The organism is Blastococcus sp. SYSU D00820 (assembly GCF_054050695.1).
The window spans coordinates 164,415-187,588 of record NZ_JBJGZW010000004.1 but is presented as its reverse complement, the minus strand read 5'-3'; the positions used below and the strand labels follow the sequence as shown (position 1 = coordinate 187,588).

Genomic DNA, 23,174 nt, shown 5'->3' with positions numbered 1-23,174 from the left:
CCTCAGGCGGTCGCGGTCGCGTAGCGGTTGGCCGGGCGGGGCAGGCCGAGCAGCCCGCGCAGGGTGGGCGCCTCGTAGGCGGTGCGGAACAGCCCGCGGCGCTGCAGCTCGGGCACCAGCCGGCCGGTCACCTGTGCCAGGTCGTGCGGCAGGGTGGCCGGGCGCAGCCGGAAGCCGGTCAGCCCGGCGGCGGCCCACTCGGTGAGCAGGTCGGCCAGCTGGGCCGCCGAGCCGGTGAAGACACGGGCGTCGCTGCGGTAGGCGGCGCCGGCGACGTCGTCCAGCCGGCGCAGCCGGGCGGCCGCGGCGGCCGGGTCGTCGTCGAGGACGACGACCAGGTCGCCGAAGACGTGCACGGTCTCCCCCGCCCGGCCGGCCGCCCGCTGCAGGTCGCGGACCTCCCCGACGATCGCCGCGGCGTCGGCGGCGTCGCGCGGGGTCACGAAGCCGACGTCGGCGTGCCCGGCGACCAGCTCGTAGGGCACCGTCGAGTGCGCCAGCGCGGCCACCACCGGCTGGCCCTGCGGCGGTCGCGGCGTGATGGAGGGCCCGCGGACGGAGAAGTGCCGGCCCGCGAAGCCGATGGGGTGGAGCTTGTCGCGGTCGACGAACCGGCCGGTGGCCGCGTCGCGGATCTCGGCGTCGTCCTCCCAGCTGTCCCAGAGCCGGCGGACCACCTCGATCCAGTCGCCGGCCTCGCCGAACAGCTCGCGCACCACCTGCTGCACCTCGGGGGTGTCGGAGGCGTCGCGGTCGAACGCCGGCGCCGGGCGCCGGCCCACGTGGGCGTACTCGGCGGCACCGGTGCTCACCCGCACGCGCACACCGGCCCGGCCGGTGCTCACGTAGTCCAGGGTGGCGACGGCCTTGGACAGGTGGAACGGCTCGGTGTGCGTGACCACCGCCGTCGGCACCAGGCCGATGCCGCGGGTCAGCGGCGCGACGCGGGCGGCGACCTGGACGGCGTCCAGCCGGCCGCGCACCCGGTCGGTGCGCTCGTCGGCGGTCCACGGGTCGTCGGACTGCAGGGCGAAGCCGTCCTCCAGCGTCACCAGGTCCAGCAGGCCGCGCTCGGCCTCGCGCACCAGGTCGGTCCAGTAGCCGGCGGTGAACAGGTCGGCCGGGCGGGCGCAGGGCTCGCGCCAGGCGGCCGGGTGCCAGCCGGCGCCGTCCAGTGCCACCGCCAGGTGCAGGTGCTCAGGCATCGAGGACCGCTCCGTTCTCGGTCGCGCGGGCCAGGCCGCGGGTCAGCGGGGTGCGCTCGCCGGCCTCGACGGCGAGCGGCAGGCGGTTGCCGGCCGGCGGCAGCGGGCAGGTGGCCAGGTCGGTGTAGGCGCAGGGCAGGTTGACCGCCCGGTTGAAGTCGAGGACCAGCCGGCCGGCGCCGTCCGGCGGGCCGGCGGCCAGCGAACGGAAGGCGTAGGTGGTGTCGCCGGAGGTGGCGTCGGAGAACAGCAGGAGCAGGCCGCCGGGCTCGTGCCCCGGGAACGCGGTCAGCGCGTGCTCCTGCCCGTCGAGCACGAACCGCACCACGCCGGGGGCGTCGTAGACGTGCCGCACGCCCTCGACCGCGCCGTCCACGGCGGTCGGCCGCGGGACGTCGAACGGCTCGAACCGGCCCTCGACGACCCACCGGGGGTCGGCCGGGTAGGCCGGCGTCCCGGGGTGGCCCAGCCGCAGCGGCGAGCGCGGATCGCGCGGGCGGACGACGTGGCGGCCGCCGCGCTCGGCGAGCTCGACGACGGTGTCGCCGGACCGGGTCAGCACGCTCTCCCGCAGCCCCAGCGCGCCGAAGACGTGCTCCCCCCGCACCGGCTCGCCGTCGACGAGGAGCTCCTCGCCGGCGCCGAGGGTGACCACGACGCCGCGCAGCCCGTCCGACCACGACCCGGGGGCGCCGGGCACCCGCTGCGGCGTCCCGCCCAGCCAGGACAGCGCGGTGACGGCGAGGAAGCCGTGCGGCGCGGTGAGGGCGGCCTCCTTCTGCTCGTGCCACTCCGCCCAGGCGCGGGCGAAGTCGCTCCCGGTGCCGGTGCCGGTGCCGGTGTCGGTGTCGGTGGTGAGGGGACTCGCGGTCATCGGGGACCTCCGGGGGTCGGGACGGGGGCGCCGGCGCCGGGGATGGCGGCCAGCAGCTCGCGCGTGTACTCGTGGGTGGGCTGCTCGAACAGGCGGGCGGTGGGGCCGGACTCGACGACCCGGCCGGCCCGCAGGACCACCACGGAGTGCGCCACCTGGCGCACCACCGCGAGGTCGTGGGAGATGAACAGGTAGGACACGCCGGTGCCGGCCTGCAGCTCGGCGAGCAGGTCGAGCACCTGCGCCTGCACCGAGACGTCCAGCGCCGAGACCGGCTCGTCGCAGACGACGAGCTCCGGGGAGAGCGCCAGCGCCCGGGCGATCGCCACCCGCTGCCGCTGGCCGCCGGAGAGCTCGGCGGGCCGGCGGCCGAGCACCGTGGCGGGCAGCGAGACCCGCTCCAGCAGCTCGCGGGCCCGGGCGGTGCGCGCTGCCCGGTCGCCGACGCCGAAGGCGCGCAGCGGCTCGGTGACGACCTCCTCGATGGAGAACCGCGGGTCCAGCGACGCGTAGGGGTTCTGGTAGACCAGCTGGGCCCGGCGGCGCAGCCGGCGCAGGTCCGCCCCGCGGGCGGCGGTGACGTCCTCGCCGTCGAAAAGCACCCGCCCCGCCGTGGGCCGGGTCAGCCCGAGGAGCATCCGGGCGGTCGTGGACTTGCCCGAGCCGGACTCCCCGACCAGCGCGAGGGTGCGCCCGCGCTCGACGGTGAACCCGACGCCGGCGACGGCGGACAGCACCCGGGCGCCGCCGGCGGTCCGGGGCAGCGGGAAGTCCTTGCCGAGGCCCTCGACGACCACCAGCGGCCGCGCGGAGCTCGCCGGCTCCGCGTCCCGGTCGGCCACCGCGACCGGCGCGGACCGGACGGCGGCCAGGCTGGGTGCGCTGGCCAGCAGCCGGCGGGTGTAGGGGTCGCGCGGAGCGGTGAGCACCTGCGCCGTGGGGCCGGTCTCGACGATCCGCCCCTCCGACATCACCGCGACCCGGTCGGCCCGGTCCGCGGCCACGCCGAGGTCGTGGGTGACCAGCAGGACCGCCATGCCGAGCTCGGCGGTCAGCGAGTCCAGGTGGTCGAGGATCCGCTTCTGCACGGTCACGTCGAGCGCGCTGGTCGGCTCGTCGGCGATGAGCAGCTGCGGCCCGGCGGCGATGGCGACGGCGATCAGCGCCCGCTGCCGCATGCCCCCGGACAGCTCGTGCGGGAACTGCCGCGCCCGCACCGCCGGCTCCGACAGCCCGGCCAGCTCCAGCAGCTCCACGGCGCGCGCCGCGGCCGGCCGCCGGCCGGCCAGGCCGTGCACCCGCAGCACCTCGGCCACCTGCGCGCCGATCCGCTTGGTCGGGTTGAGCGACACGGTCGGGTCCTGGGGCACCAGGCCGATCCGGGCGCCGCGGACGGCCCGCAGCTCCCGCTCCGTCGCGCCGGCGAGGTCACGGCCGCCGAAGCGGATCTCCCCGCTCTCCACCCGGCCGCCGGCCGGCAGCAGGCCCACCACGGCGTGCGCGGTGGTGCTCTTGCCCGAGCCGGACTCGCCGACGAGCGCGACGACCTCGCCCGGGGCGACGTCGAGGTCCACCCCGCGGACGGCGGCCACCGGGCCGGTGCGGCCGGCGTAGGCGACGGTCAGCCCGCGGATCTCCAGCAGCGGCGCGCTCACCGGGTCGCCGCCCACTCGCCGTCCAGCGCCCGGGCGATCCGGTTGATCGCCAGCACGGTGCCGGCCAGCACCAGGCCGGGCAGCGTGGACAGCCACCAGGCGTTGCCCAGGTAGTTGCGGCCCTCGGAGATCAGGTTGCCCCACTCCGGCGCCGGGGGCGCCGCGCCGTAGCCGAGGAAGCTCAGCGAGGAGACCGCCAGCACGGCGGTGGCCAGCTCGAGGGTGGCCAGCACGAGCACCGGGCCCAGCGAGTTGGGCAGCACGTGCCGCCCGAGGACGCCGTACCAGCGCACCCCGGCCGACCGCGCGGCCTCCACGTAGACGGCGGTGCGCACCCGCAGCACCTCGGCGCGCATCACCCGGGCGAACCCGGCGACGCTGGCCACGCCCACGGCGATCGCGACCTCGACGGTGCCGTAGCCCAGGGCGGTCACCAGGGCCAGGGAGAGGAACAGCGCCGGGATCGACAGCAGGACGTCGACGACCCGCATGATCACGTCCTCGACCCAGCGGCCGACGAAGCCGGCGACCAGGCCCAGGGCACCGCCGACGACGAAGGCCACCGCGACCGCGATCAGCGTGGCCTTGAGCGACAGCGCCGCGCCGTGGACGACGCGGGCGAACACGTCGCGGCCCAGCTCGTCGGTGCCGAACCAGTGCGCGGCCCCGGGGGCGGCGAAGTTGTCCGCCGGCTCGCCGACCAGGGGGTCGGCGGAGGTGAACAGCGCGGGTGCGAAGGCGGCGGTGACCACCAGGAGCACGAGCACGCCGGAGAGCACCAGGCCCGGCCGGCGGGCGAGGAAGCGCAGCAGCCGCCGCGGCGTGCCCCGGCGGGCCGCTCCCGCCGCCGGCCGCGCCGGGGCCGGGGCCTCGGCCGCCGGCGGGGCGACCAGGCTCGGGACGAGGACGTCGGTCATGCCGGACTCCTCCTCGGGCCGGCGACGACGATGCGCCGGTCCAGCAGTGGGTAGACGAGGTCGACGGCCAGGTTGACCAGCACGAACACCAGCGCGCCGAGGACGACGACGCCCTGCACGAGCGGCAGGTCCTGGGAGCCGACGGCCGCCGCGGTGACCCGGCCCAGGCCGTCGCGGGAGAAGACCGTCTCGATGACGACGCTGTTGGCCAGCAGCTGGCCGGCCAGCAGGCCGACGACGGTCAGCGCGGGCAGCGAGGCGTTGCGCAGCGCGTGGGACAGGTGGATCCGCAGCCGGCCGGCGCCCTTGGCCCGCGCCGTCTGGACGTAGGGCTCGTCCAGCGTGGTCAGCAGGCTCTTGGCCAGCACCTGCGCGACCAGCGCGCCGGTCGGGATCGCCAGCGCCACCGCCGGCAGCACCAGGCTGGCCGGCCCGGCGTTGCCGAACGCCGGGAAGAGCCCGAGCTGGAACGACAGCACCTGCACCAGCACCAGACCCACCCAGAACGTGGGCACCGAGACCCCGAGGCCCGGCAGCGACAGCAGCAGCTGCCGCAGCCAGCGGGCCCGCGTGTAGGTGGCGGTCAGCGCCAGCCCCCCGCCGAGCAGGACGGCGAGGGTGAGCGCCGCACCGGTCAGCTGCAGCGTCGGCGGCAGCGCGTCGGCCAGCGTGGTGACCACCGGCCGGCCGGTGCCGACCGAGTCGCCCAGGTCGCCGGTCACCGCGTCGCCGAGGTGGGTGAGGTAGCGGACCAGCAGCGGGTCGTCGTAGCCGTACTCCGCGCGCAGCTGGGCCAGCTGCTCCTCGTCGACGGTGCCGGCGTCCATCCCGGCGCTGGCCATCGCCGTCACCGGGTCCCCGGGCAGGGCGTCGAGCACCAGGAAGGAGACGGTGTAGGCCGCCCACAGGACGACCACGGCCTGCGCCAGCCGGCGCAGCACGTACCGGCCCATCAGGACTTCCAGGTGTCGTGCAGCTGGATCCGGCTGGAGGCGTCGAAGGCCAGGTCGTGCACCGTGGGCGCCACGCCGAGCGTGGTCTGCAGCTCGACCACCGGCACCAGGTAGGCCTCGTCCACCAGCAGCTGCTGGGCCCGCGCGACGAGCTCGGCACGCTGAGCGGGGTCGACGGTGGCGGCCTGCTCCAGCAACACCTCGTCCAGCTCGCCGGCCGGCACGCGGTAGGTGTTGGACAGCGCCGAGGAGAACTGGGTCCGCAGGATGTCGGCGTCGGCGCGGGTCACGTTGCCCCAGGCGGCCTGGAAGTCCCCGGCCTGCAGCTGCGGCAGCAGCTGGGCGATCGGCTGCTCGCGCAGCGTCAGCTCCACCCCGACCGCGCGCAGCTGCTGCTGGATCAGCTCCAGCGCCGGCTGGTTGGTGCCGGCGACCGGCGCCCAGAGCACCTCCAGGCTGAGCCGGGCGCCGTCCTTCTCGCGGATGCCGTCGGCACCGGGCACCCAGCCGGCCTCGTCGAGCAGCGACTGCGCCTCCTCGGGGTCGGTGGCGAGGGAGTCGGAGAGGTCGGTCCAGCCGGGGGTGGTGTGCGCCAGCGGGCTGGAGGCCGGCTCGGTGCCGCTCGGGAAGACCGCGTCGACGATCTCCTGCCGGTCCACGGCCAGCGAGATGGCCGAGCGCACCCGGGGGTCGGCCAGCAGCGGCAGGGAGTTGTTGAAGCCGAGGTTGAACACGACGCCGGGGTTGGCCCGCGCCTGCAGCTCGATGCCGGCGCCCTCGAGGGCGGCCTCGTCGGCCTGGCCGACGCTGCCGATGGCGTCGACCTGGCCGGACTGCAGGCTGCCGGTCCGCACACCCGCCTCGGGCACGATCTGGAAGACCAGCCGGTCGAGGTAGGCCTCGCCCTCCTTCTCCCACAGCGAGGAGCCCCAGTCGTAGCCGGTCCGCTTGGTCAGGCTGATCGACTGGTTCTGCACGTAGTCCTCGAGCACGAAGGGCCCGGAGCCGGCGATGCCCTCGGCGCAGCGCTGCTCGGGCGGCAGCGCGGCGCTGGCCGAGGAGACCAGGCCGAGCGAGTGCGTGGAGGTCGCCTGCAGGAACTGCACGTTGGGCGCGCTGAAGGTGATCTGCGCGGTGAGGTCGTCGACGACCGTCGTCCCGGTGTAGCCGACCAGGTAGCCGCGGGCCAGGCCCGCCAGCGGGCCCAGGCCCGGGATCGCGTCGAGGTTGTCCTTGACCACCTGCGCGGTCAGCGGGGAGCCGTCGCTGAAGGTGACGCCGGGCCGCAGGTGGAAGGTGAACGTCGTCGCGTCCGGGCTGACCTCCCAGCTCTCGGCCAGCCACGGCACGATCTCGCCGGTCTCGGGGTCCTGGTCGGTGAGGGAGTCCACCAGCTGGCGGACCGAGTAGATGGTGTCGTTGCTGCCGACCTGCTGGGGGTCGACGCAGCCGGCGTCCGATCCGACGGCGAAGGTCAGGGTGCCGCCCGACTGCGGCTCGCCGCCGGCCGCGGCGCCGCCGCCGGAGCTGCCGGTGCCGCAGCCGGCCAGCACGAGGGCGGTGGCCAGCGCCGGGGCGGCGAGGGTGGGAACGGCGCGCAGGCGCCGGGGACGGACGGTGCTCACGGGGAGGGCTCTCCAGAAGACGTGCGTGGGCGGACCACGACAGCGGGGTGGGCAGGCAGCCGCGACCCGGTGCCGCACGGCGGGCGTGCGGCACCGGGGACGGGGCCGGGTGGTGCGGGGGAACCGGGCGGGGCGCCGGGGAGGGCCGGCCCGGGAAGGGGTCAGGCGCCGGGACAGAGGGCGCTGGTGACCAGCTGCAGGTCGATGTGACGCCGGCAGAAGGTCAGGAGGGTCGGCCGCGGCACCGTGGGCGCCGCTGCGTCTCGACCGTCGTGCACGTCGGTTCCTCCTGGACCTCCCCGGACCCGCCGGGGAACCACGCTTGCGGGGCGGGACCGCCTCGCCGGGCCTTCACCTGGAGCACCCCACCGCGGAGGAGGGTTGCCGGTCAGCAAGCCAGGGCTTGTCGCTGACGCTCGATGCCGACGCGGACGTTAACCGGCCGGAGCCAATGACGTCAATGTCGATCGACTTGGTGCGATTTAGTTCTCACCCCGCGCTGCCGAGCGGGAGCGGAAGTCGCCCCGCCCGGTGTCGGCCCGCCAGTCGGCGAAGGACTCGCCGGTGAGCTCCTCCAGCAGCGCGATGTCGTCGAGCAGGGGCGCCAGCACCTCGCGGCGGACCTCCACCGGCAGCGGCGGGCGCGCGGTCCGGCCGGCGTGCAGGGCGGCCAGCAGGGGCCGGCCGACCTGCCGCCAGACCTGCGGCGGCGCGTAGGCGCCCAGCGCCGCCCCGGCCCGCGCGATGTGGGCGAGGGCGCGGTGGCGGGCGGTGTCGGCGACGTAGGGCTTGACGTTCTCCGGCGGCACGGCGTGCGCCAGGCCCGCGGCCACGCCGAGGAAGGCGCTGACCCGGTCGAGGGTCTGGCGCGGGGTGTCCACCAGCTCGCGGTAGCGCAGCACGCAGACCTGCTCGCGCGGGAGGTGCGTGTAGAGGTCGCGCAGCTGCTCGCCGTAGCGGGACAGCCCGCGGTAGTGCCAGAAGGGCGCCCACCCGGCGGCGATCCGCCGCTCCTCCTCGCGGACGGCCCGGAGGAAGTCGGCCTCGGGCTCCAGGCCGTCGGCGCGCAGGTGCACCCAGTTGGACCAGGCCCGGTCGACCGGGTCGCGGACCACGGCGATCACGCGGACGCCGGGGACGTCGGCGGCCAGCCGGGCCTGCGCCGCCCGGTCGTAGAGGTAGAAGGGCGTGCTCTCCCCCCGGACGGCATCCTCGGGGGCGGCGGCGAACAGCGCCAGGTACTCCTCGCGCCGCCAGATCCACTCGCGGGCGCTGTGCGCGTCACCGGGGCCGCGCTGCCCGCTGCGGGGCGGCGGCCGGCCGTCGGTCAGGTAGTACTTCGGCTCCTTCACCGGCGACAGGTAGAGGCCGGGATGGGTGGCCAGCGCCGCGTGCAGCGCGGTGGTGCCCGCCTTGGGTGCACCGGCGATGACGAAGTGGGGCAGCCGGCCGGCCGTCGCGCTCATCGGATCCCTCCTGGTCCCGCGGCCCGCGCCGCGGTGTAGACACGGACGAGCGCCCGGACGGTCCCGGCGCCCCCAGCACGCTCGGCGAACGGAGTCCCCGCGTGACCGCAGCACCGCCCCGGCTCCCCGATCCCGCCCGGTTCTGGGCCGACGCGCAGGTGGTGCTCGAGCCGGAGGACCCGCGGCCGGGCTCCTGGGCCGGGGGGCCGTCGGCGGCGTACGTGGACGGCACCTGGTGGCTGGCCTACCGGCTGCGGCGGCCGGTCGGCGAGGGCCGCGGCTTCGGCAACGTCGTGGCCCGCTCGGCCGACGGCGTGCGCTTCGAGCCCGTCGTCGCGGTGAGCAAGGACCGGTTCGGCGCGGAGTCGCTGGAGCGTCCGGCCCTGGTGCACACGCCCGAAGGCCGCTGGCGGCTCTACGTCAGCTGCGCGACGCCGGGCACGAAGCACTGGCGGGTCGACCTCCTGGAGGCCGGCGCCGTCGAGGAGCTCGCCACCGCCGAGCCGCGGACCGTGCTGCCCGGCAGCGCGTCGGCCGGCGTCAAGGACCCGGTGGTCCGGTACGACGGCGGGCAGTGGCACCTGTGGGCCTCGGTGCACCCGCTCGACGACCCCGACGCCACCGACCGCATGACCACCGAGCACGCGACCAGCCCGGACGGCGTCACGTGGACCTGGCGGGGCACCGCGCTGGCCGGCACCCCGGGCACCTGGGACGCCCGCGGGGTGCGCGTCACCGTCGTCGTCCTCGACGGCTCGCGCACCTGGGCCCTGTACGACGGCCGGGCCACCGCGGAGGAGAACTGGGAGGAGCGCACCGGCCTGGCGCGGCACGACGGCGAGGGCCGCTTCGCCGCGGCGCCCGTGGGGCCGTTCCTCGCCAGCCCGCACCCGCCGTCGGGCCTGCGCTACGCCGACGTCGTGGCCCTGCCCGACGGCTCGGCCCGGTGGTTCTACGAGGCGACCCGCCCCGACGGCGCCCACGAGCTGCGCACCGTGCTGCTGCCCGGCTGACCGGCTCACCGCGGCGGCGCTCCGCAGCCGGCGCCGCGGGCCAGGGCGGCGGGGTCGGCCCCGGCCAGGCCGGCCAGCGGCCGCGGGTCGTCGGCGGGCTGCCAGCGCCCGTCGCGGACGGCGTAGGGCACCGCCGGCCCGTCGGCGAGGACGGCGGCCAGCCCGGCGAGCAGGCGGTCCACGTCCGCGGCCGAGCTGCCCACCCCGACGCTGGCCCGCAGCGCTCCCCCGGGCACGCCGAGCCGGGCCAGCAGCGGATGGGCGCAGAAGCGGCCGTCGCGGACCGCGACGCCGTGCTCGGCGGAGAGCACCGCGGCGACCAGCCCGGGGTCGGCGCCGTCGACGGTGAACCCCACGACGCCGGTGGGCTCGGCCGAGTCCTCCCAGATCCGCAGCACCCGGACGGCGGGGAGCGCCGTGAGCCCGGCGACCAGCCGCTCGCGCAGCGCCCGCTCGTGCGCCTCCAGGGCGCCGGCCGGCAGGCCGGCGAGCGCGTCGCAGGCGGCGGCCAGCGCGACCGCCCCGAGCACGTTGGGCGAGCCGCCCTCGTGCCGGTGCGGTGCGGCCACCCAGCGGGCGCCCTCGACGGTGACGTCGGCGACCGCGCCGCCGCCGGGCAGGTACGCCGGGCCCTCGTCCAGCCAGTCGCGCCGGCCGACCAGCGCCCCGGTCCCGTACGGCGCGTAGGTCTTGTGCCCCGAGAAGGCCACCCAGTCCGCACCCGAGGCGGCCAGCGAGAACGCGCGGTGCGGCACCAGCTGCGCGCCGTCCACGACCACCCGCGTGCCCGCCGCCCGCGCGAGGGCGACGACCTCCTGCAACGGCAGCGCCTCGCCGGTGACGTTCGAGGCGCCGGTGACGGCGAGCAGCGCGTAGGGGGTGCGCCGCAGCTCGGCGGCGAGTGCGGCCAGCGTGCCGGCGACGGTGGCATCGGTGGGCAGCACCGTCGCCCGGCCCCGGGCCAGCCAGGGCAGCAGGTCGGCGTGGTGCTCGCAGTCGAGCACCAGCACCGCGGCTCCCTCGGGCACGCAGCGGGACAGCAGGGTCAGGGCGTCGGTGGTGTGCCGGGTGAGCACGCAGACGTCGTCCGCGCGGGCGCCGACGAAGGCGGCGACCCGGTCGCGCGCGGACTCGTACAGCGCCGTCGACACCTGGGACAGGTAGCCCGCCCCGCGGTGCACGCTGGCGTAGAGCGGCAGCGCCTCGGCGACCCGCTCGGCCACCGCGACGAGCGCGGGCGCGCTCGCGGCCACGTCGAGGTTGGCGTAGGGCGCGCTCCCGCCCGGCACCAGCGGGACGGCGGTGCCGGCCCCGGCGACCGGCAGCAGCGGACCGGGACCGGCGGCCGCCGGCCGGGTGGCGGGCTGGCTGGGCAGCAGTGCGGTGGACACGCGGTTCTCCCTCGGGGCCGGGACCCCGAGCGGGGTCCGCGCTTGCGCGCCCGCCGGCCGGCGGGGCGCCTGGTCGTCACCCGGGGCACCCCACCGCGGAGGAGGGTTGCCGGCCAGCGAGCCGGGGCTTCGCGCTGGCGCTCATGACCTGCCGGGGAGACTGGCACGCGAGCCGCATATCCGTCAAACCCGATCGGGATGGTAGGGATTACCTCGTGAGCACCGTCGTCGTCGTGGGCAACCCCAAGCCGCACTCGCGCACCCGCGCGGCCGCCGAGACCGTCCTGGAACGCCTCACCGGCGCCCCCGCCGACCGGGTGGTCGACGTCGTCGACCTCGGCGCGGGGCTGCTGGGCCGGGGCGACCCGGCCGTCGACGAGGCGGTCACCGCGCTGCGCGCGGCCGAGGTGGCCGTCGTCGCCAGCCCCACGTACAAGGGCACCTACACCGGGCTGCTCAAGCTGTTCCTCGACCAGGTCGGCACCGGCGACCTGGCCGGCGTGGTGGCCGTGCCGCTCATGCTCGGGGCCGGCCCCGGCCACGCGCACGCCCCGGACCTGCTGCTCAAGCCGGTCCTGGTCGAGCTGGGCGCGACCACCCCCACGCGGGGGCTGTACCTCCTCGACCGGTCCTGGGACGACCCCGCCGTCCTCGACCCGTGGCTGGCCACGGCCGCACCGGTGGTGTCCGCGCTGCGCGGTCTCCCCCGCCCGGCACCGGACCGCTGAAGGGTCAGCCCGCCCGGATCGCCGAGACGTCGAACTCGATCTGGATCCGGTCGCTGACCAGCACACCGCCGGTGTCGAGGGCGGTGTTCCAGGTGAGGCCCCACTCGCTGCGCTTGATCGCCAGCGCCCCCTCGAAGCCGACCCGCACGTTGCCGAAGGGGTCGCGCGCGGAGCCGGTCAGGGTGAAGTCGACGGTGACCGGCCGGGTCTCGTCGCGGATCGTGAGGTCGCCGGTCACCTGGTAGACGTCCTCGTCGACCTGCTCGACCGCGGTCGAGGTGAAGACGATGAACGGATACCGCTCGACGTCCAGGAAGTCCGGCGAGCGCAGGTGCGCGTCGCGGTCCGGCGTACCGGTGTCGATGCTCGCGGTGGCGATCCGCAGCGTCACCCTGCTGGCCGGCGGGTCCGCGGTGTCCAGGTGCGCCTCACCGGCGAAGTCGGTGAACGAGCCGCGCACGGTGGTCACCATCGCGTGCCGCGCCCGGATGCCGATGCGGGTGTGCGCGACGTCGACGACGTAGTCGCCGGTCACGTCCGCCAGCGCCGACGTGGCGGCGTCGAAGTCGGTGGGGTCCGAGTCCGGAGCCCGGTGCTTGGCCACGGGGACATCCTCCCCCAGGCCCGCGACACCGGCTGCACCGCGGGGCACCCGGCCCGGGATCCGGGACGGCGGCGCTACCGGCGGGTCTCGGGGAACAGCAGGTCGACGAACCGCTGGGCGGTGGGCTGCGGCTCGTGGTTGGCCAGCCCGGGCCGCTCGTTGGCCTCGATGAACACGTGCTCGGGGCCCTCGACGTCGGGCACCAGGAAGTCCAGGCCGGTGACCGGGATGCCGATCGCGCGGCTGGCCCGCACCGACGCCTCGGCGATCGCCGGGTGCAGCCGGTCGGTGACGTCCTCGATCGTGCCGCCGGTGTGCAGGTTCGCCGTCCGCCGCACCCGGATCCGCTGCCCGCTGGGCGGGACGTCGTCCATCGCGTAGCCGGCCTCGGCGACCACCGCGGCGGTGGTGTCGTCCAGCGGGATCCGCGACTCCCCGCCGGTCGCCCGCTCCCGGCGCCGGCTGGTGCTCCGGACGAGGGCGGTGACGTCGGAGACGCCGTCCCCCACGACCTCGGCCGGCCGCCGGACCGCGGCGGCGACCACCTGGTGGTCGATGACGACCACCCGCAGGTCGTCGCCGGCCACCAGCTCCTCCACGAGGACGTCCGGGCAGTGCCGCGCCGCCGCGGCCACGGCCCGGTCCAGCGCCGCGGGCGTGCGCACGCCGACGGTGATGCCCTTGCCCTGCTCGCCGCGGGCGGGCTTGACCACGAACTCCCCGACCGCGGCGAGCAGGGCGAGGGCCGCCGAGGGGTCGCCGTCGGGGACCGACGCGGCCCGCGCCACGCGGACGCCGGCGCGCTCCATGATCCGGCGGGTGACCCGCTTGTCGTCGCAGCGGCTCATCGCCACGGCGGTGGTCAGCTCCGACAGCGACTCGCGGGTCAGCAGGCTGCGGGCGCCCAGCGTCAGGCGCAGCTCGCCGTGGTCGGCGTCGGTGACCTCCACGCGGATCCCCCGGCGCAGCGCCTCGTCGGCGAGGATGCGGGCGTAGGGGTTGAGCCGGTCGAGCCCGGGCGGCGGCGCGACGTACAGCGGGGCGTTGACGGCGGTCCGCCGCTTGACCACCAGCGCCGGCACCTGGCGGAAGCCGAGCTTGCGGTAGAGCGCGATCGCCGGCGCGTTGTCGTACAGCACCGACAGGTCCAGGTAGCTGCGGCCGCGGGCGAGGTACCGCTCGGCGAGCACCCGCACCAGCGCCTCCCCGGTGCCGGGCGGCGCGAGCGCGGGGTCGACGGCCAGGCACCAGAGGCTGCTGCCGCCCTCCGGGTCGCCGAAGGCCCGCACGTGGTCGACTCCGGTGACCGTGCCGACCACCTGCCCGGTGCGGCGGTCCTCGGCCACCAGGTACCGCACCGTGCGGGTCGAGTGGTTGTGCCAGACCTGCTCCGGATCGCCGGCGACCATGCCGGCGCGGGCGAGGATCCGCGCCATCTCGGCGACGTCGGCCGGGCAGGTCACCGTGCGGACGAAGACGTTCTCCACCAGCTCCCGGCGCGGCCGGTAGCGGTGCAGGTCCAGCCGGAACGTGTAGCTGGGGTCGAGGAACAGCTCGTCGGGCGCCATGCCGACGAGCACCTGCGGATCGCGGGGGTAGATGCAGATGTCGCGGCGGCCGTCCTGCTCCGCGCGCAGCGCGTCGAGCAGCCGGGCCGGGTCGGGGAAGGTGTGGCCGAACACCAGCCGGCCCCAGCCCAGGTCGAGCGTCGCCTCCGGGCGCACGCCGCGGAGCTGGTGCTCCGACGGCGGCCGCCAGGCGGGGGCGGTGATCGCAGGCGGCACGGCCGCCAGCGGACGGCGGCGCAGCTCAGGCCGGGCGACCACGGCGCACCTCCGTCCGGGGTCGGGCGGAGAGCGCTACGTGCTGCGTGGGGTCCACGGGGGGCCGTCCCTGGCTGTGCTGACCAGCAGCGTGGCGGTGCGTTCCACCGGGGCTGGGGTCCGGGGTGCCTGCCCTGCCCGCCCGCCCGCGAAACGCGACCGTCCGGAGCCGGCCGGGCCGGTTCACCCCGCCGGCCGGGACGCCACCAGGCGGGCCGGGCCGGCCGGCACCCGCGTCACCGCCGCCCGGAGCAGCTCCAGGCCGCCCTGCAGCGCGACCGCCCGCCGGCCGGCGGCCGGCTCCCCCCGCAGCCAGGTGGCGGCGGCCAGCAGCAGCTGCACGCCGGCAGCCGCCTCCGCGTTGAGGTGCAGCGGCAGGGGCACCCGGCGGACCGCGCCGGCCGGAAAGTCGGTGAGCAGCGTGTCGGCCAGCCCCATCGCCCCGAATCCGGCGAGCAGCGCCCGCGTCCGCGGTCCCCAGCTGCGCATCCGCGGAGCGCCGAGCAGCAGCGCGGCGGTGGTGCCGACGTCGAGGGCGGCGTGCACCGCCGGTGCGATCGGCCGCCGCCGGGCCAGCGGGTCCTCCGGCGAGGACCGCGGCACGACGACCCCGTCGTCCCCGGCGGTCATCTCCCCCGCGAGGAAGGCGTGCACCAGCCGCGCGGTGACGTCCGGGACGGCGTGGTGCAGGTTGTGCGCGGCGCCCTCCACCACCACGAGCCGGCCGTCGGGCAGCAGCCGGGTGAACCGCTCGGCCCACCGCTGCGACAGCGTCTGGTCGAGGCGGCCGCGCACCACCAGCGCCGGGGCCTGCACCCGCGGCAGCCGCAGCTCCACCGGGTCGTCGACGGAGCGCACCAGCTGCTGCAGCATGCGCAGCACGCCGGTGGAGGCGTACTCGAGCTGGAACAGCGGCTGCAGCGTCGGCAGCTCGAAGGCCATGTTCCGCAGCACCCGCGGGTACTGGCGCAGCGGCGTCCGGTAGGCGGGGTCCGGCGTCGGCCCGGACAGCACCAGGCGGTCCACCCGCTCCGGGGAGCCGGCGGCGAGCTCCACGGCGACCTGGGTGCCGATGGAGTTGCCGAAGAGGCTCGCGCGGGGCACGCCGACGGCGTCGAGCCAGGCCAGCAGGTGCCCGGTCTGCTCGGCGACGTCCGGCCCACCGGGCCAGCGCAGCCGCCGGTCCCGCGGCGAGCGGCCGAAGCCGGGGAGGTCCGGGGCCAGGACGCGGTGACCGAGCGCGGCCAGCCGCCGCCCCAGCGGTGCGAGGTAGCGGCTGGACAGGCCCAGGCCGTGCACCAGCACGACGGGCACCGCGTCGGCGGGGGCACCGCCGTCCCAGGTGCGGGCATGCACCCGGCCCACCGACGGGACGTCGGTCCAGGTGCGGCGCGGAGCGGGCAGGGGCGGGGTGCGGCGTGCGCTCACGGAGACGTCCTGGAGGCGGCGACCGGCCCCGAGTGCTACGGGGAGTCCGCCCCCTACCCCGGGGAAGAGGTCTCCACCACATCGGGAGGCGTTCCGGTTGCGCCGGTGCCGGGCAGGGCATGTCCGGAGCGGATCCCGGGTGAACAGCCACCCCGAGCGGTCCCACTCCCCCCTCGAGGACCTCCCTCCATGACGTCTGCCCCTGCGCGGGCGACGGCGACCGCCGTCCCCCTGTCCGACCGCACGCTCCCCGACCTCCCGCCCGACGTCTCGGCGCCCGGCTACGACCGGAGCGCGCTGCGCCCCGGCATCGTCCACATCGGCGTCGGCGGCTTCCACCGCGCCCACCAGGCCGTGTACCTCGACGAGCTCGCCCGGCGCGGCGCGACGGACTGGGGCGTGCTCGGCGTCGGCCTGCACAGCCGCGCCATCGGGGAGGTGCTGGACGCCCAGGACCGGCTCTACCTCGTGGTCGAGCGCGCCGCCGACGGCGACCGGGCCGCCGTGGTCGGCGTGCTCACCGGCTACCTCTACGCCCCGGACGACCCCGGGGCGGTGCTCGCGGCGCTCGCCGACGCGCAGACCAGGGTCGTCTCCCTGACCATCACCGGCACGGGGTACCGCATCGACCCGCACACCGGGGAGTTCGACGCCGACGACGAGGAGGTGCAGGCCGACCTCGCCGACCCCGCCGCGCCGCGCACCGTCTTCGGCTTCCTGGTGGAGGCGCTGGCGCGGCGCCGGGCGGCCGGCCTGCCGCCGTTCACCGTGCTGTCCTGCGACAACATGCAGTCCAACGGAACGGCGGCGCGCACCGCCGTCGTCTCCTTCGCCCGGCTGCGCGACCCCGGGCTGGCCGACTGGATCGACGCGCACGTCGCCTTCCCCAGCAGCATGGTCGACCGGATCACCCCGACCACCACCCCGGAGGAGCGCGACGCCGTCGTCGCCGCGACCGGGATCGGGGACCGGTGGCCGGTGGTGACCGAGCCGTTCCGCCAGTGGGTCGTCGAGGACACCTTCTGCAACGGCCGCCCGCCGCTGGAGCAGGTCGGCGTCCAGTTCGTCCCCGACGTGTCGCCGTTCGAGACCGTCAAGACCCGGCTGCTCAACGCCGGGCACAGCGCCATCGCCTACCTCGGCTACCTGTCCGGCCTGCGGACCACCGCCGAGGTCATGGCCGATCCGGTCTTCCGCACCTTCCTCACCCGGTTGATGGCCGAGGAGATCGCCCCGGGCCTGCCCCCGGTGCCCGGGGTGGACCTCGGCGACTACCAGCGCACCCTGCTGGACCGGCTGGCCAACCCGCGGATGCCCGACCAGCTGGCCCGGCTGGGCCGCCGCGGCTCGTCGAAGATCCCCAGCTACCTGCTGCCCTCGGTCCGGGCGGCGCTCGACGAGGGCCGGCCGCACGACCTGCTGTGCCTGGCCGTCGCCGGCTGGCTGCGGTTCCTGCGGGGCGAGGACTACGCCGGGGACGAGGTGCCGATCGAGGGTCCGCGGCCGGACCTGGTGCCGGTGGCCCAGGAGGCCGGCGCCGACGCCGCGCCGCTGCTGCACGAGCGCGCGGTGTTCGACTCGATCGGCCGGGACCCGCGGTTCGCCGGCTGCGTCCAGCACGCGCTGTCCGCGCTCGAGGAGCAGGGGCCGCGCGAGGTCATCGCGGCCCGCCTGGCCGCGCGGGAGCAGGGCGCCGCGTGACCGATCGGCACCCTCCCCTCGACCCGGCCGCGGCCACGACTCTGCTCTGCGACGCCGACGGCACGCTGTTCCCCTCCGAGGAGCCGGCCTACGCGGCCTCGGCCGGCGTCACCAACCGGTTCCTCGCCGGGCTCGGCGCGCCGCGGACCTACGCCCCCGACGAGCTGCAGCGGATGACCAACGGCAAGAACTTCCGGGCCGCGGCCCAGGAGCTCGCCGCCGGCTTCTCCCGGCAGCTCGCCGGGGCCGACCTGGAGGAGTGGGTCCGCGAGGAGAAGGACGTGGTCACCGCGCACCTGCGCACCGTGCTGCTGCCCGACCCGTCGGTGCGGACGGCCCTGGACCGCCTCACCGGCCGGTTCGGGCTGGCGGCGGTCACCTCCAGCGCGTCGTCCCGGCTGGCGGCCTGCCTGGGGGTGACCGGGCTGGCGCCGCTGTTCGCCCCCGGCCGCCGCTTCAGCGCCGAGGACTCGCTGCCCGAGCCGACCAGCAAGCCGGACCCCGCGGTCTACCTGCTGGCCGCCGAGCGGCTGGGCATCGCCCCGCACGAGGGGATCGCGGTCGAGGACTCGGTGAACGGCGCCCGCGCGGCGGTGGCTGCCGGTCACCCGACCGTGGGCATCCTGCAGTTCGTGCCGGCCGCCGACCGGCCTGCGCGGACGGCGGCGCTGCGGGAGGCCGGCGCGGCCGCCGTCGTCGGCTCCTGGGACGAGCTGGTCGCCCTGGTCTGCTGACCCGGCCGGCGCTCAGGCGGCCCGGCGGGCGTCCAGCAGGGCCGCGAGGGTCGCCCGGGCGCCGCGCTCGGTCAGCGACCGGAGCGTCGTGCGGTAGGCCTCGGCGAAGCGGGGATCGTCGGCGAGGTCGCCGAACAGCTCCCGGTCGGCCACGAACGCCAGCGGGTCCCCGCCCTGCCGCCGGGCCCGGTCGCGCAGGTCGTCCCCGCGCGGATCGGCCAGCGCGATCGGCCGGCCGGCGTCGTCGGTGCCCTCCGCCGACCGCGCCCAGGCGGCCAGCACCGCGACCGACCGGCGGATCCCCCGGCCGGCGGCGAGGTTGGCGCGGACCACCGGCAGCAGGAACTGGGGGATGCGGTCGGAGGCGTTCTCGCACAGCCGGTCGAGGGTGTCGGCGACGTGCGGGTTGGCGAACCGGCCGACCAGGTCGGACCGGTACCGCCGCAGGTCGATCCCGGGCACCGGGGGCAGCGTCGGCGTCCCCTCCTCCTCCAGGTAGCCGACGAGGAACTCCCGCAGCAGCGGGTCCTGGCAGGCCTCGTGCACGTACCGGTGCCCCACCAGCCGGCCCAGGTGGCCGAGCACCTGGTGGCCGGCGTTGAGCAGTCGCAGCTTCATGAGCTCGTAGGGCGCGACGTCGGTGACCAGCTGCACGCCGACGTCCTCCAGCGCCGGCCGGCCGGCCGGGAAGCGGTCCTCCAGCACCCACTGGGTGTAGGGCTCGCAGACGACCGGCCAGCCGTCCTCGACGCCGAACCGGCGGGCGAGCTCGGCGCGGTCGGCGTCGGTGGTGACCGGCGTGATCCGGTCCACCATCGAGCTGGGGAACGGCACGTGCTCGCGGACCCACTCCCCCAGCTCCGGATCGCGCAGACCGGCGAAGGCGGCGAAGCTGCGGCGGGCCAGGTGCCCGTTGCCGGGGATGTTGTCGCAGGAGACGACGGCGAACGGCGCCAGCCCGCGCCGCCGCCGGCGGTCGAGCGCCTCGGTCACCAGGGCGAACGACGTCCGCGGCCGCGCGCCGGGCCGCAGGTCGGCGACGACCTCCGGCGCCTGCGTGTCGAACTCCCCCGTGACCGCCGAGGCGTTGTAGCCGCCCTCGGTCACCGTGAGCGACACGATGCGGGTCGACTCCGCGGCCATCTGCTCGACCACGGCCTCGGGGTCGTCCGGAGCGAGCAGGTACCGGACGAGCGAGCCGACCACGCGGGCGTCGAGGAAGCCGTCGGGGTGCTTCACGACGAGGGTGTACAGGCAGTCCTGGGCGGCCATCACCTCCGCCATCCGGCGGTCGGCGGGCAGCACCCCCACCCCGCAGATCCCCCAGTCCGGGGACTGGCCCGCGTCCAGCAGCCGATCGGCGTAGAGGGCCTGGTGCGAGCGGTGGAACCCGCCGACCCCCAGGTGGACGATGCCGGGGCGGACGGCCGCCCGGTCGTAGCGCGGAGTCCACACCGACGGGTCGAGACCGGACAGCGAGGACGCGTCGAGCCGGGTCATGCGGAAGGGCCTCCCCGTGTGGTGCGAGCCGGGGGACTACCCGCTCCGCCCGGGCTCACCCGCCCCGATTGCGCCGGGTCGCGGCGGCGGCGGCAAGCGTGCCCAGGACGTTGACGGCCAGGTGCAGCACGGCCGGCGCCAGCAGGCTGCCGCTGCGCCGGCGCAGCCACCCGAACAGGGCACCGGCGCACCCCGTGCCGGCGCACACCCCGAGCACGGCGGCGGCCCGCGCCGCCCGCCCGCGAGCCACGTCGTTGGCCCGCAGCCCGTCGAGGGCCGGCGCGGCGTGCCAGAGCCCGAAGAGGGCCGCGGCCACGCCCGCCGCCGCCCGGCCGGGCAGCACCCGGTCGAGCGCGGCCGGCAGCACGCCCCGGAAGGCGACCTCCTCCCACAGCACCGTGCCGACGGGGATCGCGACGAGGGCCCGCGCGGCGATCCGCCCCGGGCCCTGGGCGGCGATCCGGGCATCGGCGAGCAGCGGGCGCAGCCGCGGCGTGGCCAGCACGACCCCGTAGCCGGCGACGACGGGCACCGACCAGGCGGCGCCGCAGCGCAGCCCCGCGCCCCACCGGTCCGGGTCGAGCCCGAGATCGGCCGCGCCCATCCCGTGCGCCCTGGCCGCGCCGAGCAGCGCGCCGGTGGCGGCGGCGTTCGCGGCGACGGCGGCACCGGCTCCCCCGGGCAGCCGCGGGACCAGGACGTCGTTCCACAGTCCGAGGGCGAGCACGAGGGCACCGGCGAACCGGGCGTCGCGCCGGGCCGACCGGACGCGGGTCAGCCCCGTGGGGCACCGTTCCGCGCGGCCGGCCGGGCGGGCCCGCGACCGCTCCGGGCGCGGTCCGGCCGGCTGCCCGTGCGTCGGTCGCCGCGGGCACGGGGGCCGGCGGACGAGCGGGCGGCGCAGGAGCGGCAGGTGGGGAATCGCGGCGCCACCGGCACCCCGCAGCGGGCGCACCGGCCCGGGACCGCGGCGGCTCCCGCGGCGGCGATGGCCCGGGGCAGCAGCGCGGTGATGCGGGTGGCGCAGGCCGCCTCGACCGCCGCGGCGTCCTCGGCGGTGAGCCCCGCGACCCCGGGGAAGGACCGCAGCAGCGTCGCGGCGTCGCGAGCGGCCGCGGCCGCCTGCTCGAAGTCCTCCACCGGTCCCCGGCGGGGCGCCGCCGGCAGCACCAGGTGCGGGGCGACCCGCGCTCCGGCGGCCGACAGCAGCGCGGCGCGCGCCAGCGGCAGCCAGCGGGTGCGCCGCCGCGGATCGTGGTCGATCGGCAGGGTGACCAGCCGCCAGACGGTGGCCAGGTCGGTGGTGTCGCCGACCGGTCCCTCGAGCAGCGGAAGCAGCGCCTCGGCGCGCTCGACCAGCGCGCTGACGTCGTCGCCGGTCACCGCCGCCTCCCGGGTGGCCCGGCGGGTCCGGGCAGCCCACCGGGTGAGCGCGGCCGGCAGGTCGGCCGGCCCCGCGGCGTCCAGATCGGCGAGGTCCGGGCGCAGCCGCGGCACCCGCAGCGGCAGGTCGCTCGTGCGGTCGCCGCGGGCGACGGCGGCCCCGGCGGCGACGAGCGCGGCGTCCGGGCGCAGGCCCGGCACGCCGGCGAGCACGCCGACGGTGCCGTGCCCGGCCAGCCCGTACCGGCCGGCGCGGCCGGCGATCTGGGCGGCCTCCCAGGTGCGCAGCGGACGGCGCTCGAACCCGTCGTACTTCGAGGTCTCGGCGAACAGGACGGTCCGCGCGGGCACGTTGATGCCGTGGCCGATGACGTCGGTGGTGACCAGCACGTCGAGGTCGCCCCGGACGAACCGGGCGATGAGCTCCCGGCGGGTGGCCGGCGGCAGCGCGCCGTAGAGGACGCCGACCCGCCCGGGCCGCGCCGCGTCCAGCACCGCCGCGACGGCGTAGACCGCCTTGCGCGAGAAGGCGACCACCAGGGTCTGCGGCCGGACACCGGCCGGCCGTACCGGTGCGCGCAGCACGTCGAGGCGGGAGAGCCGGATGTGGTCGACGACCTCGACCGCCGCGGCGTCCTCGACCAGCGGCTCGAGCACCGGGAGCGCCTCGGCGGCCGAGATGACGTGCACCTCGCGGTAGTTCCCGGTCAGCAGCAGCCGCGCCCACACGTGCCCGCGCTCGGGGTCGGTGACCCAGTGCGACTCGTCGAGGACGAGCACGTCGCCGGCCGGCGGCGCCTTCTCGACGGTGCAGCACAGGACCGGCGCGGACGGGTCGATCGACTCCTCGCCGGTGGACAGCCCCACCGTGCCGGCGGGCAGCAGCGTCGACAGCCGGGAGTACGCCTCCTGCGCCAGCTGGCGCAGCGGCGCGGCGTAGGTGCCCCGGCCCCGGCCGGCGAGCGCGGCGAGCGCGTCGTGGGTCTTGCCGGAGTTGGTGGGGCCGAGGTGGAAGGTGACGCGCTCCGGAGGGAGCGCGCGGGCGGGCAGGACGGCGGGGGTGGCGCGCACGGGAGAGAGGTCCTCAGGGGGAGTCGCTGCCTCGGGCCGAGGCGGGGGGCCGGCGTCTGCCGGCGGTCCCCGGGTGCAACGCACCGGCACGCGCCGGCATGCCCGGGATCAGGGGGTGAGCACGTACCGGACGCCGTCCGCGCCGGCCGCCTGCCGCTGCCAGACGTCGGTGACCTCGGCCAGCGGCCGGACCGCGTGCGCCACCCCGATCCGGCCGGCCCCGACGGCGCGGGCCAGCGCGGTCACCGCCGACCGTCGCTGGTCGGGGGTCAGCGCGTTGTTCGTGTAGCCGAGCACCTCGGCCGACCGGCCGCGCAGCACCGCGCTGGAGAACACCGCCTCGTCGCCGGAGGCGCCGCCGAGGGTCACCAGCCGGCCGCCGGGCGCGAGCAGCCGGGAGGCCGCGGTGGCCGCCGTCCCGAAGACCGGGTCGACCACCACGTCGACCGCGCCGTCGAGCGCCGCGCGCAGCCGCTCGGTGAGGGTGTCGGCGTCGCCGGCCAGCTCGACCACCGCGTCGGCACCGGCCGTGGCCGCCCGGTCGCGGGCGCCGGCCGAGCGCGCGACCGCGACCACCCGGGAGGCGCCGAGCACCCGCGCCGCACCGACGGCCGCCTGCCCGACCGCTCCCCCGCCGCCCAGCACCAGCACCCGCTCGCCCTCGGCGAACCGGCCGCGCCAGGTGAGCGCCATCCACGCCGCGACCCCGGAGAGACCGACCGCGGCGAGGGGCACCTCCGGCACGTCGCCGGGCAGCGGGACGACGTCGGCGTCGGGCACGGCGCAGACCTCGGCCAGCCCGCCGTCGCCGGGCGCCATGCCGGCCGAGGTGGCGAACCACACCCGCGTGCCGGCGGGCAGCGACGCCGACTCCGCCACCACGCCCACGCCCTGCACACCGGGCACGTACGGGGTGACGGGGCGGCCGAGGTACGACGTCCCCGAGGCGCACAGCAGGTCCAGCGGGACGACCGGTGCGGCGGTGACCCGCACCAGCGTCGTCCCCTCCGCGGCGACCGGCTCGGGGTGCTCGCCGTAGGACGGCGGCTGCCCCGGCTCGGTCAGGACGGCGGCCCGCATGACGATCCCTCCGAGTGGTCCGG

General features: G+C 77.3%; 19 protein-coding genes and 2 riboswitches. Of the genes, 4 read left to right on the top strand and 15 right to left on the bottom strand.

Annotated elements, in window-relative coordinates; translation table 11 throughout:
* Positions 1–2 precede the first annotated feature (2 nt).
* From ACI79R_RS07675 to ACI79R_RS07645, 7 genes are all read right to left on the bottom strand, one after another.
* Positions 3–1,205: an LLM class flavin-dependent oxidoreductase gene (locus ACI79R_RS07675; protein WP_456573003.1), complete on the bottom strand. Its 1,203-nt coding sequence runs from the start codon at positions 1,203–1,205 to the stop codon at positions 3–5.
* Positions 1,198–2,079, bottom strand: a complete 882-nt coding sequence (locus ACI79R_RS07670; RefSeq protein WP_456573002.1) for a DUF1684 domain-containing protein — start codon at positions 2,077–2,079, stop codon at positions 1,198–1,200. The genes ACI79R_RS07675 and ACI79R_RS07670 overlap by 8 nt, the downstream gene beginning before the upstream one ends.
* Positions 2,076–3,734 (bottom strand): dipeptide ABC transporter ATP-binding protein, encoded by a 1,659-nt coding sequence (locus ACI79R_RS07665; protein WP_456573001.1) that lies wholly within the window; start codon positions 3,732–3,734, stop codon positions 2,076–2,078. The genes ACI79R_RS07670 and ACI79R_RS07665 overlap by 4 nt, the downstream gene beginning before the upstream one ends.
* A complete protein-coding gene (locus tag ACI79R_RS07660; protein ID WP_456573000.1) occupies positions 3,731–4,651 on the bottom strand; it encodes an ABC transporter permease in 921 nt (306 codons plus the stop codon). Before ACI79R_RS07660 ends, ACI79R_RS07665 begins: the two co-directional genes overlap by 4 nt.
* Entirely contained in the window at positions 4,648–5,604 is a 957-nt protein-coding gene (locus tag ACI79R_RS07655; RefSeq protein WP_456572999.1) for an ABC transporter permease, read from the bottom strand. The genes ACI79R_RS07660 and ACI79R_RS07655 overlap by 4 nt, the downstream gene beginning before the upstream one ends.
* On the bottom strand, positions 5,604–7,229 hold the full coding sequence (locus ACI79R_RS07650; protein WP_456572998.1) for an ABC transporter substrate-binding protein: 1,626 nt from the start codon (positions 7,227–7,229) through the stop codon (positions 5,604–5,606). The genes ACI79R_RS07655 and ACI79R_RS07650 overlap by 1 nt, the downstream gene beginning before the upstream one ends.
* A 313-nt stretch (positions 7,230–7,542) precedes the next feature.
* Positions 7,543–7,653, bottom strand: a riboswitch (SAM riboswitch).
* A 58-nt stretch (positions 7,654–7,711) separates the two neighbouring features.
* The gene (locus ACI79R_RS07645; RefSeq protein ID WP_456572997.1) at positions 7,712–8,695 is read right to left on the bottom strand and encodes a sulfotransferase family protein; all 984 of its coding nucleotides are present in this window, start codon (positions 8,693–8,695) and stop codon (positions 7,712–7,714) included.
* Positions 8,696–8,796: 101 nt separating this feature from the next.
* Here ACI79R_RS07645 and ACI79R_RS07640 point away from each other — a divergent pair, with 101 nt between their 5' ends.
* The gene (locus ACI79R_RS07640; RefSeq protein ID WP_456572996.1) at positions 8,797–9,708 is read left to right on the top strand and encodes a hypothetical protein; all 912 of its coding nucleotides are present in this window, start codon (positions 8,797–8,799) and stop codon (positions 9,706–9,708) included.
* A gap of 5 nt (positions 9,709–9,713) precedes the next feature.
* Here the strand turns inward: ACI79R_RS07640 and ACI79R_RS07635 are convergent, their stop codons facing one another.
* A complete protein-coding gene (locus ACI79R_RS07635) occupies positions 9,714–11,099 on the bottom strand; it encodes an aminotransferase class V-fold PLP-dependent enzyme (RefSeq protein WP_456572995.1) in 1,386 nt (461 codons plus the stop codon).
* 33 nt (positions 11,100–11,132) lie between these two features.
* Positions 11,133–11,248: riboswitch (SAM riboswitch) on the bottom strand.
* Positions 11,249–11,314: 66 nt separating this feature from the next.
* Here ACI79R_RS07635 and ACI79R_RS07630 point away from each other — a divergent pair.
* Positions 11,315–11,827, top strand: a complete 513-nt coding sequence (locus ACI79R_RS07630) for an NADPH-dependent FMN reductase (RefSeq protein ID WP_456572994.1) — start codon at positions 11,315–11,317, stop codon at positions 11,825–11,827.
* A 4-nt stretch (positions 11,828–11,831) separates the two neighbouring features.
* Here ACI79R_RS07630 and ACI79R_RS07625 read toward each other — a convergent pair whose 3' ends face one another.
* The 3 genes from ACI79R_RS07625 to ACI79R_RS07615 form a co-directional block, all read right to left on the bottom strand.
* The gene (locus ACI79R_RS07625) at positions 11,832–12,431 is read right to left on the bottom strand and encodes a YceI family protein (RefSeq protein ID WP_456572993.1); all 600 of its coding nucleotides are present in this window, start codon (positions 12,429–12,431) and stop codon (positions 11,832–11,834) included.
* 74 nt (positions 12,432–12,505) lie between these two features.
* Positions 12,506–14,257: an N-acetylglutaminylglutamine synthetase gene (gene ngg / locus ACI79R_RS07620; RefSeq protein ID WP_456572992.1), complete on the bottom strand. Its 1,752-nt coding sequence runs from the start codon at positions 14,255–14,257 to the stop codon at positions 12,506–12,508.
* Positions 14,258–14,437: 180 nt separating this feature from the next.
* The gene (locus ACI79R_RS07615; RefSeq protein WP_456572991.1) at positions 14,438–15,682 is read right to left on the bottom strand and encodes an alpha/beta fold hydrolase; all 1,245 of its coding nucleotides are present in this window, start codon (positions 15,680–15,682) and stop codon (positions 14,438–14,440) included.
* Positions 15,683–15,871: 189 nt separating this feature from the next.
* On the opposite strand from ACI79R_RS07615, the gene ACI79R_RS07610 reads away from it, so the two are divergent.
* Complete coding sequence (locus ACI79R_RS07610) at positions 15,872–17,383, top strand: mannitol dehydrogenase family protein (protein ID WP_456572990.1); 1,512 nt, start codon at positions 15,872–15,874, stop codon at positions 17,381–17,383.
* Positions 17,380–18,117 carry an HAD family hydrolase gene (locus tag ACI79R_RS07605; protein WP_456572989.1) on the top strand — a complete coding sequence of 246 codons (738 nt, stop codon included), beginning with the start codon at positions 17,380–17,382 and terminating at the stop codon, positions 18,115–18,117. Before ACI79R_RS07610 ends, ACI79R_RS07605 begins: the two co-directional genes overlap by 4 nt.
* Positions 18,118–18,129: 12 nt before the next feature.
* Here the strand turns inward: ACI79R_RS07605 and ACI79R_RS07600 are convergent, their stop codons facing one another.
* The 4 genes from ACI79R_RS07600 to ACI79R_RS07585 form a co-directional block, all read right to left on the bottom strand.
* Positions 18,130–19,617: a mannitol dehydrogenase family protein gene (locus ACI79R_RS07600; protein WP_456572988.1), complete on the bottom strand. Its 1,488-nt coding sequence runs from the start codon at positions 19,615–19,617 to the stop codon at positions 18,130–18,132.
* A gap of 55 nt (positions 19,618–19,672) precedes the next feature.
* A complete protein-coding gene (locus ACI79R_RS07595) occupies positions 19,673–20,344 on the bottom strand; it encodes a CPBP family intramembrane glutamic endopeptidase (protein ID WP_456572987.1) in 672 nt (223 codons plus the stop codon).
* A 47-nt stretch (positions 20,345–20,391) separates the two neighbouring features.
* A complete protein-coding gene (locus ACI79R_RS07590; protein ID WP_456572986.1) occupies positions 20,392–22,071 on the bottom strand; it encodes a helicase-related protein in 1,680 nt (559 codons plus the stop codon).
* 108 nt (positions 22,072–22,179) lie between these two features.
* Positions 22,180–23,151, bottom strand: coding sequence for a zinc-binding dehydrogenase (locus ACI79R_RS07585; RefSeq protein WP_456572985.1), 972 nt, complete (start codon positions 23,149–23,151; stop codon positions 22,180–22,182).
* Positions 23,152–23,174: the final 23 nt, after the last annotated feature.

Bases quoted from the DNA above. Each gene is read 5' to 3' on its own strand.
- ACI79R_RS07675 (WP_456573003.1), bottom strand. From the start codon at position 1,205: ATGCCTGAGCACCTGCACCTGGCGGTGGCACTGGACGGCGCCGGCTGG.
- ACI79R_RS07670 (WP_456573002.1), bottom strand. From the start codon at position 2,079: ATGACCGCGAGTCCCCTCACCACCGACACCGACACCGGCACCGGCACC.
- ACI79R_RS07660 (WP_456573000.1), bottom strand. From the start codon at position 4,651: ATGACCGACGTCCTCGTCCCGAGCCTGGTCGCCCCGCCGGCGGCCGAG.
- ACI79R_RS07655 (WP_456572999.1), bottom strand. From the start codon at position 5,604: ATGGGCCGGTACGTGCTGCGCCGGCTGGCGCAGGCCGTGGTCGTCCTG.
- ACI79R_RS07645 (WP_456572997.1), bottom strand. From the start codon at position 8,695: ATGAGCGCGACGGCCGGCCGGCTGCCCCACTTCGTCATCGCCGGTGCA.
- ACI79R_RS07610 (WP_456572990.1), top strand. From the start codon at position 15,872: ATGACGTCTGCCCCTGCGCGGGCGACGGCGACCGCCGTCCCCCTGTCC.
- ACI79R_RS07600 (WP_456572988.1), bottom strand. From the start codon at position 19,617: ATGACCCGGCTCGACGCGTCCTCGCTGTCCGGTCTCGACCCGTCGGTG.
- ACI79R_RS07585 (WP_456572985.1), bottom strand. From the start codon at position 23,151: ATGCGGGCCGCCGTCCTGACCGAGCCGGGGCAGCCGCCGTCCTACGGC.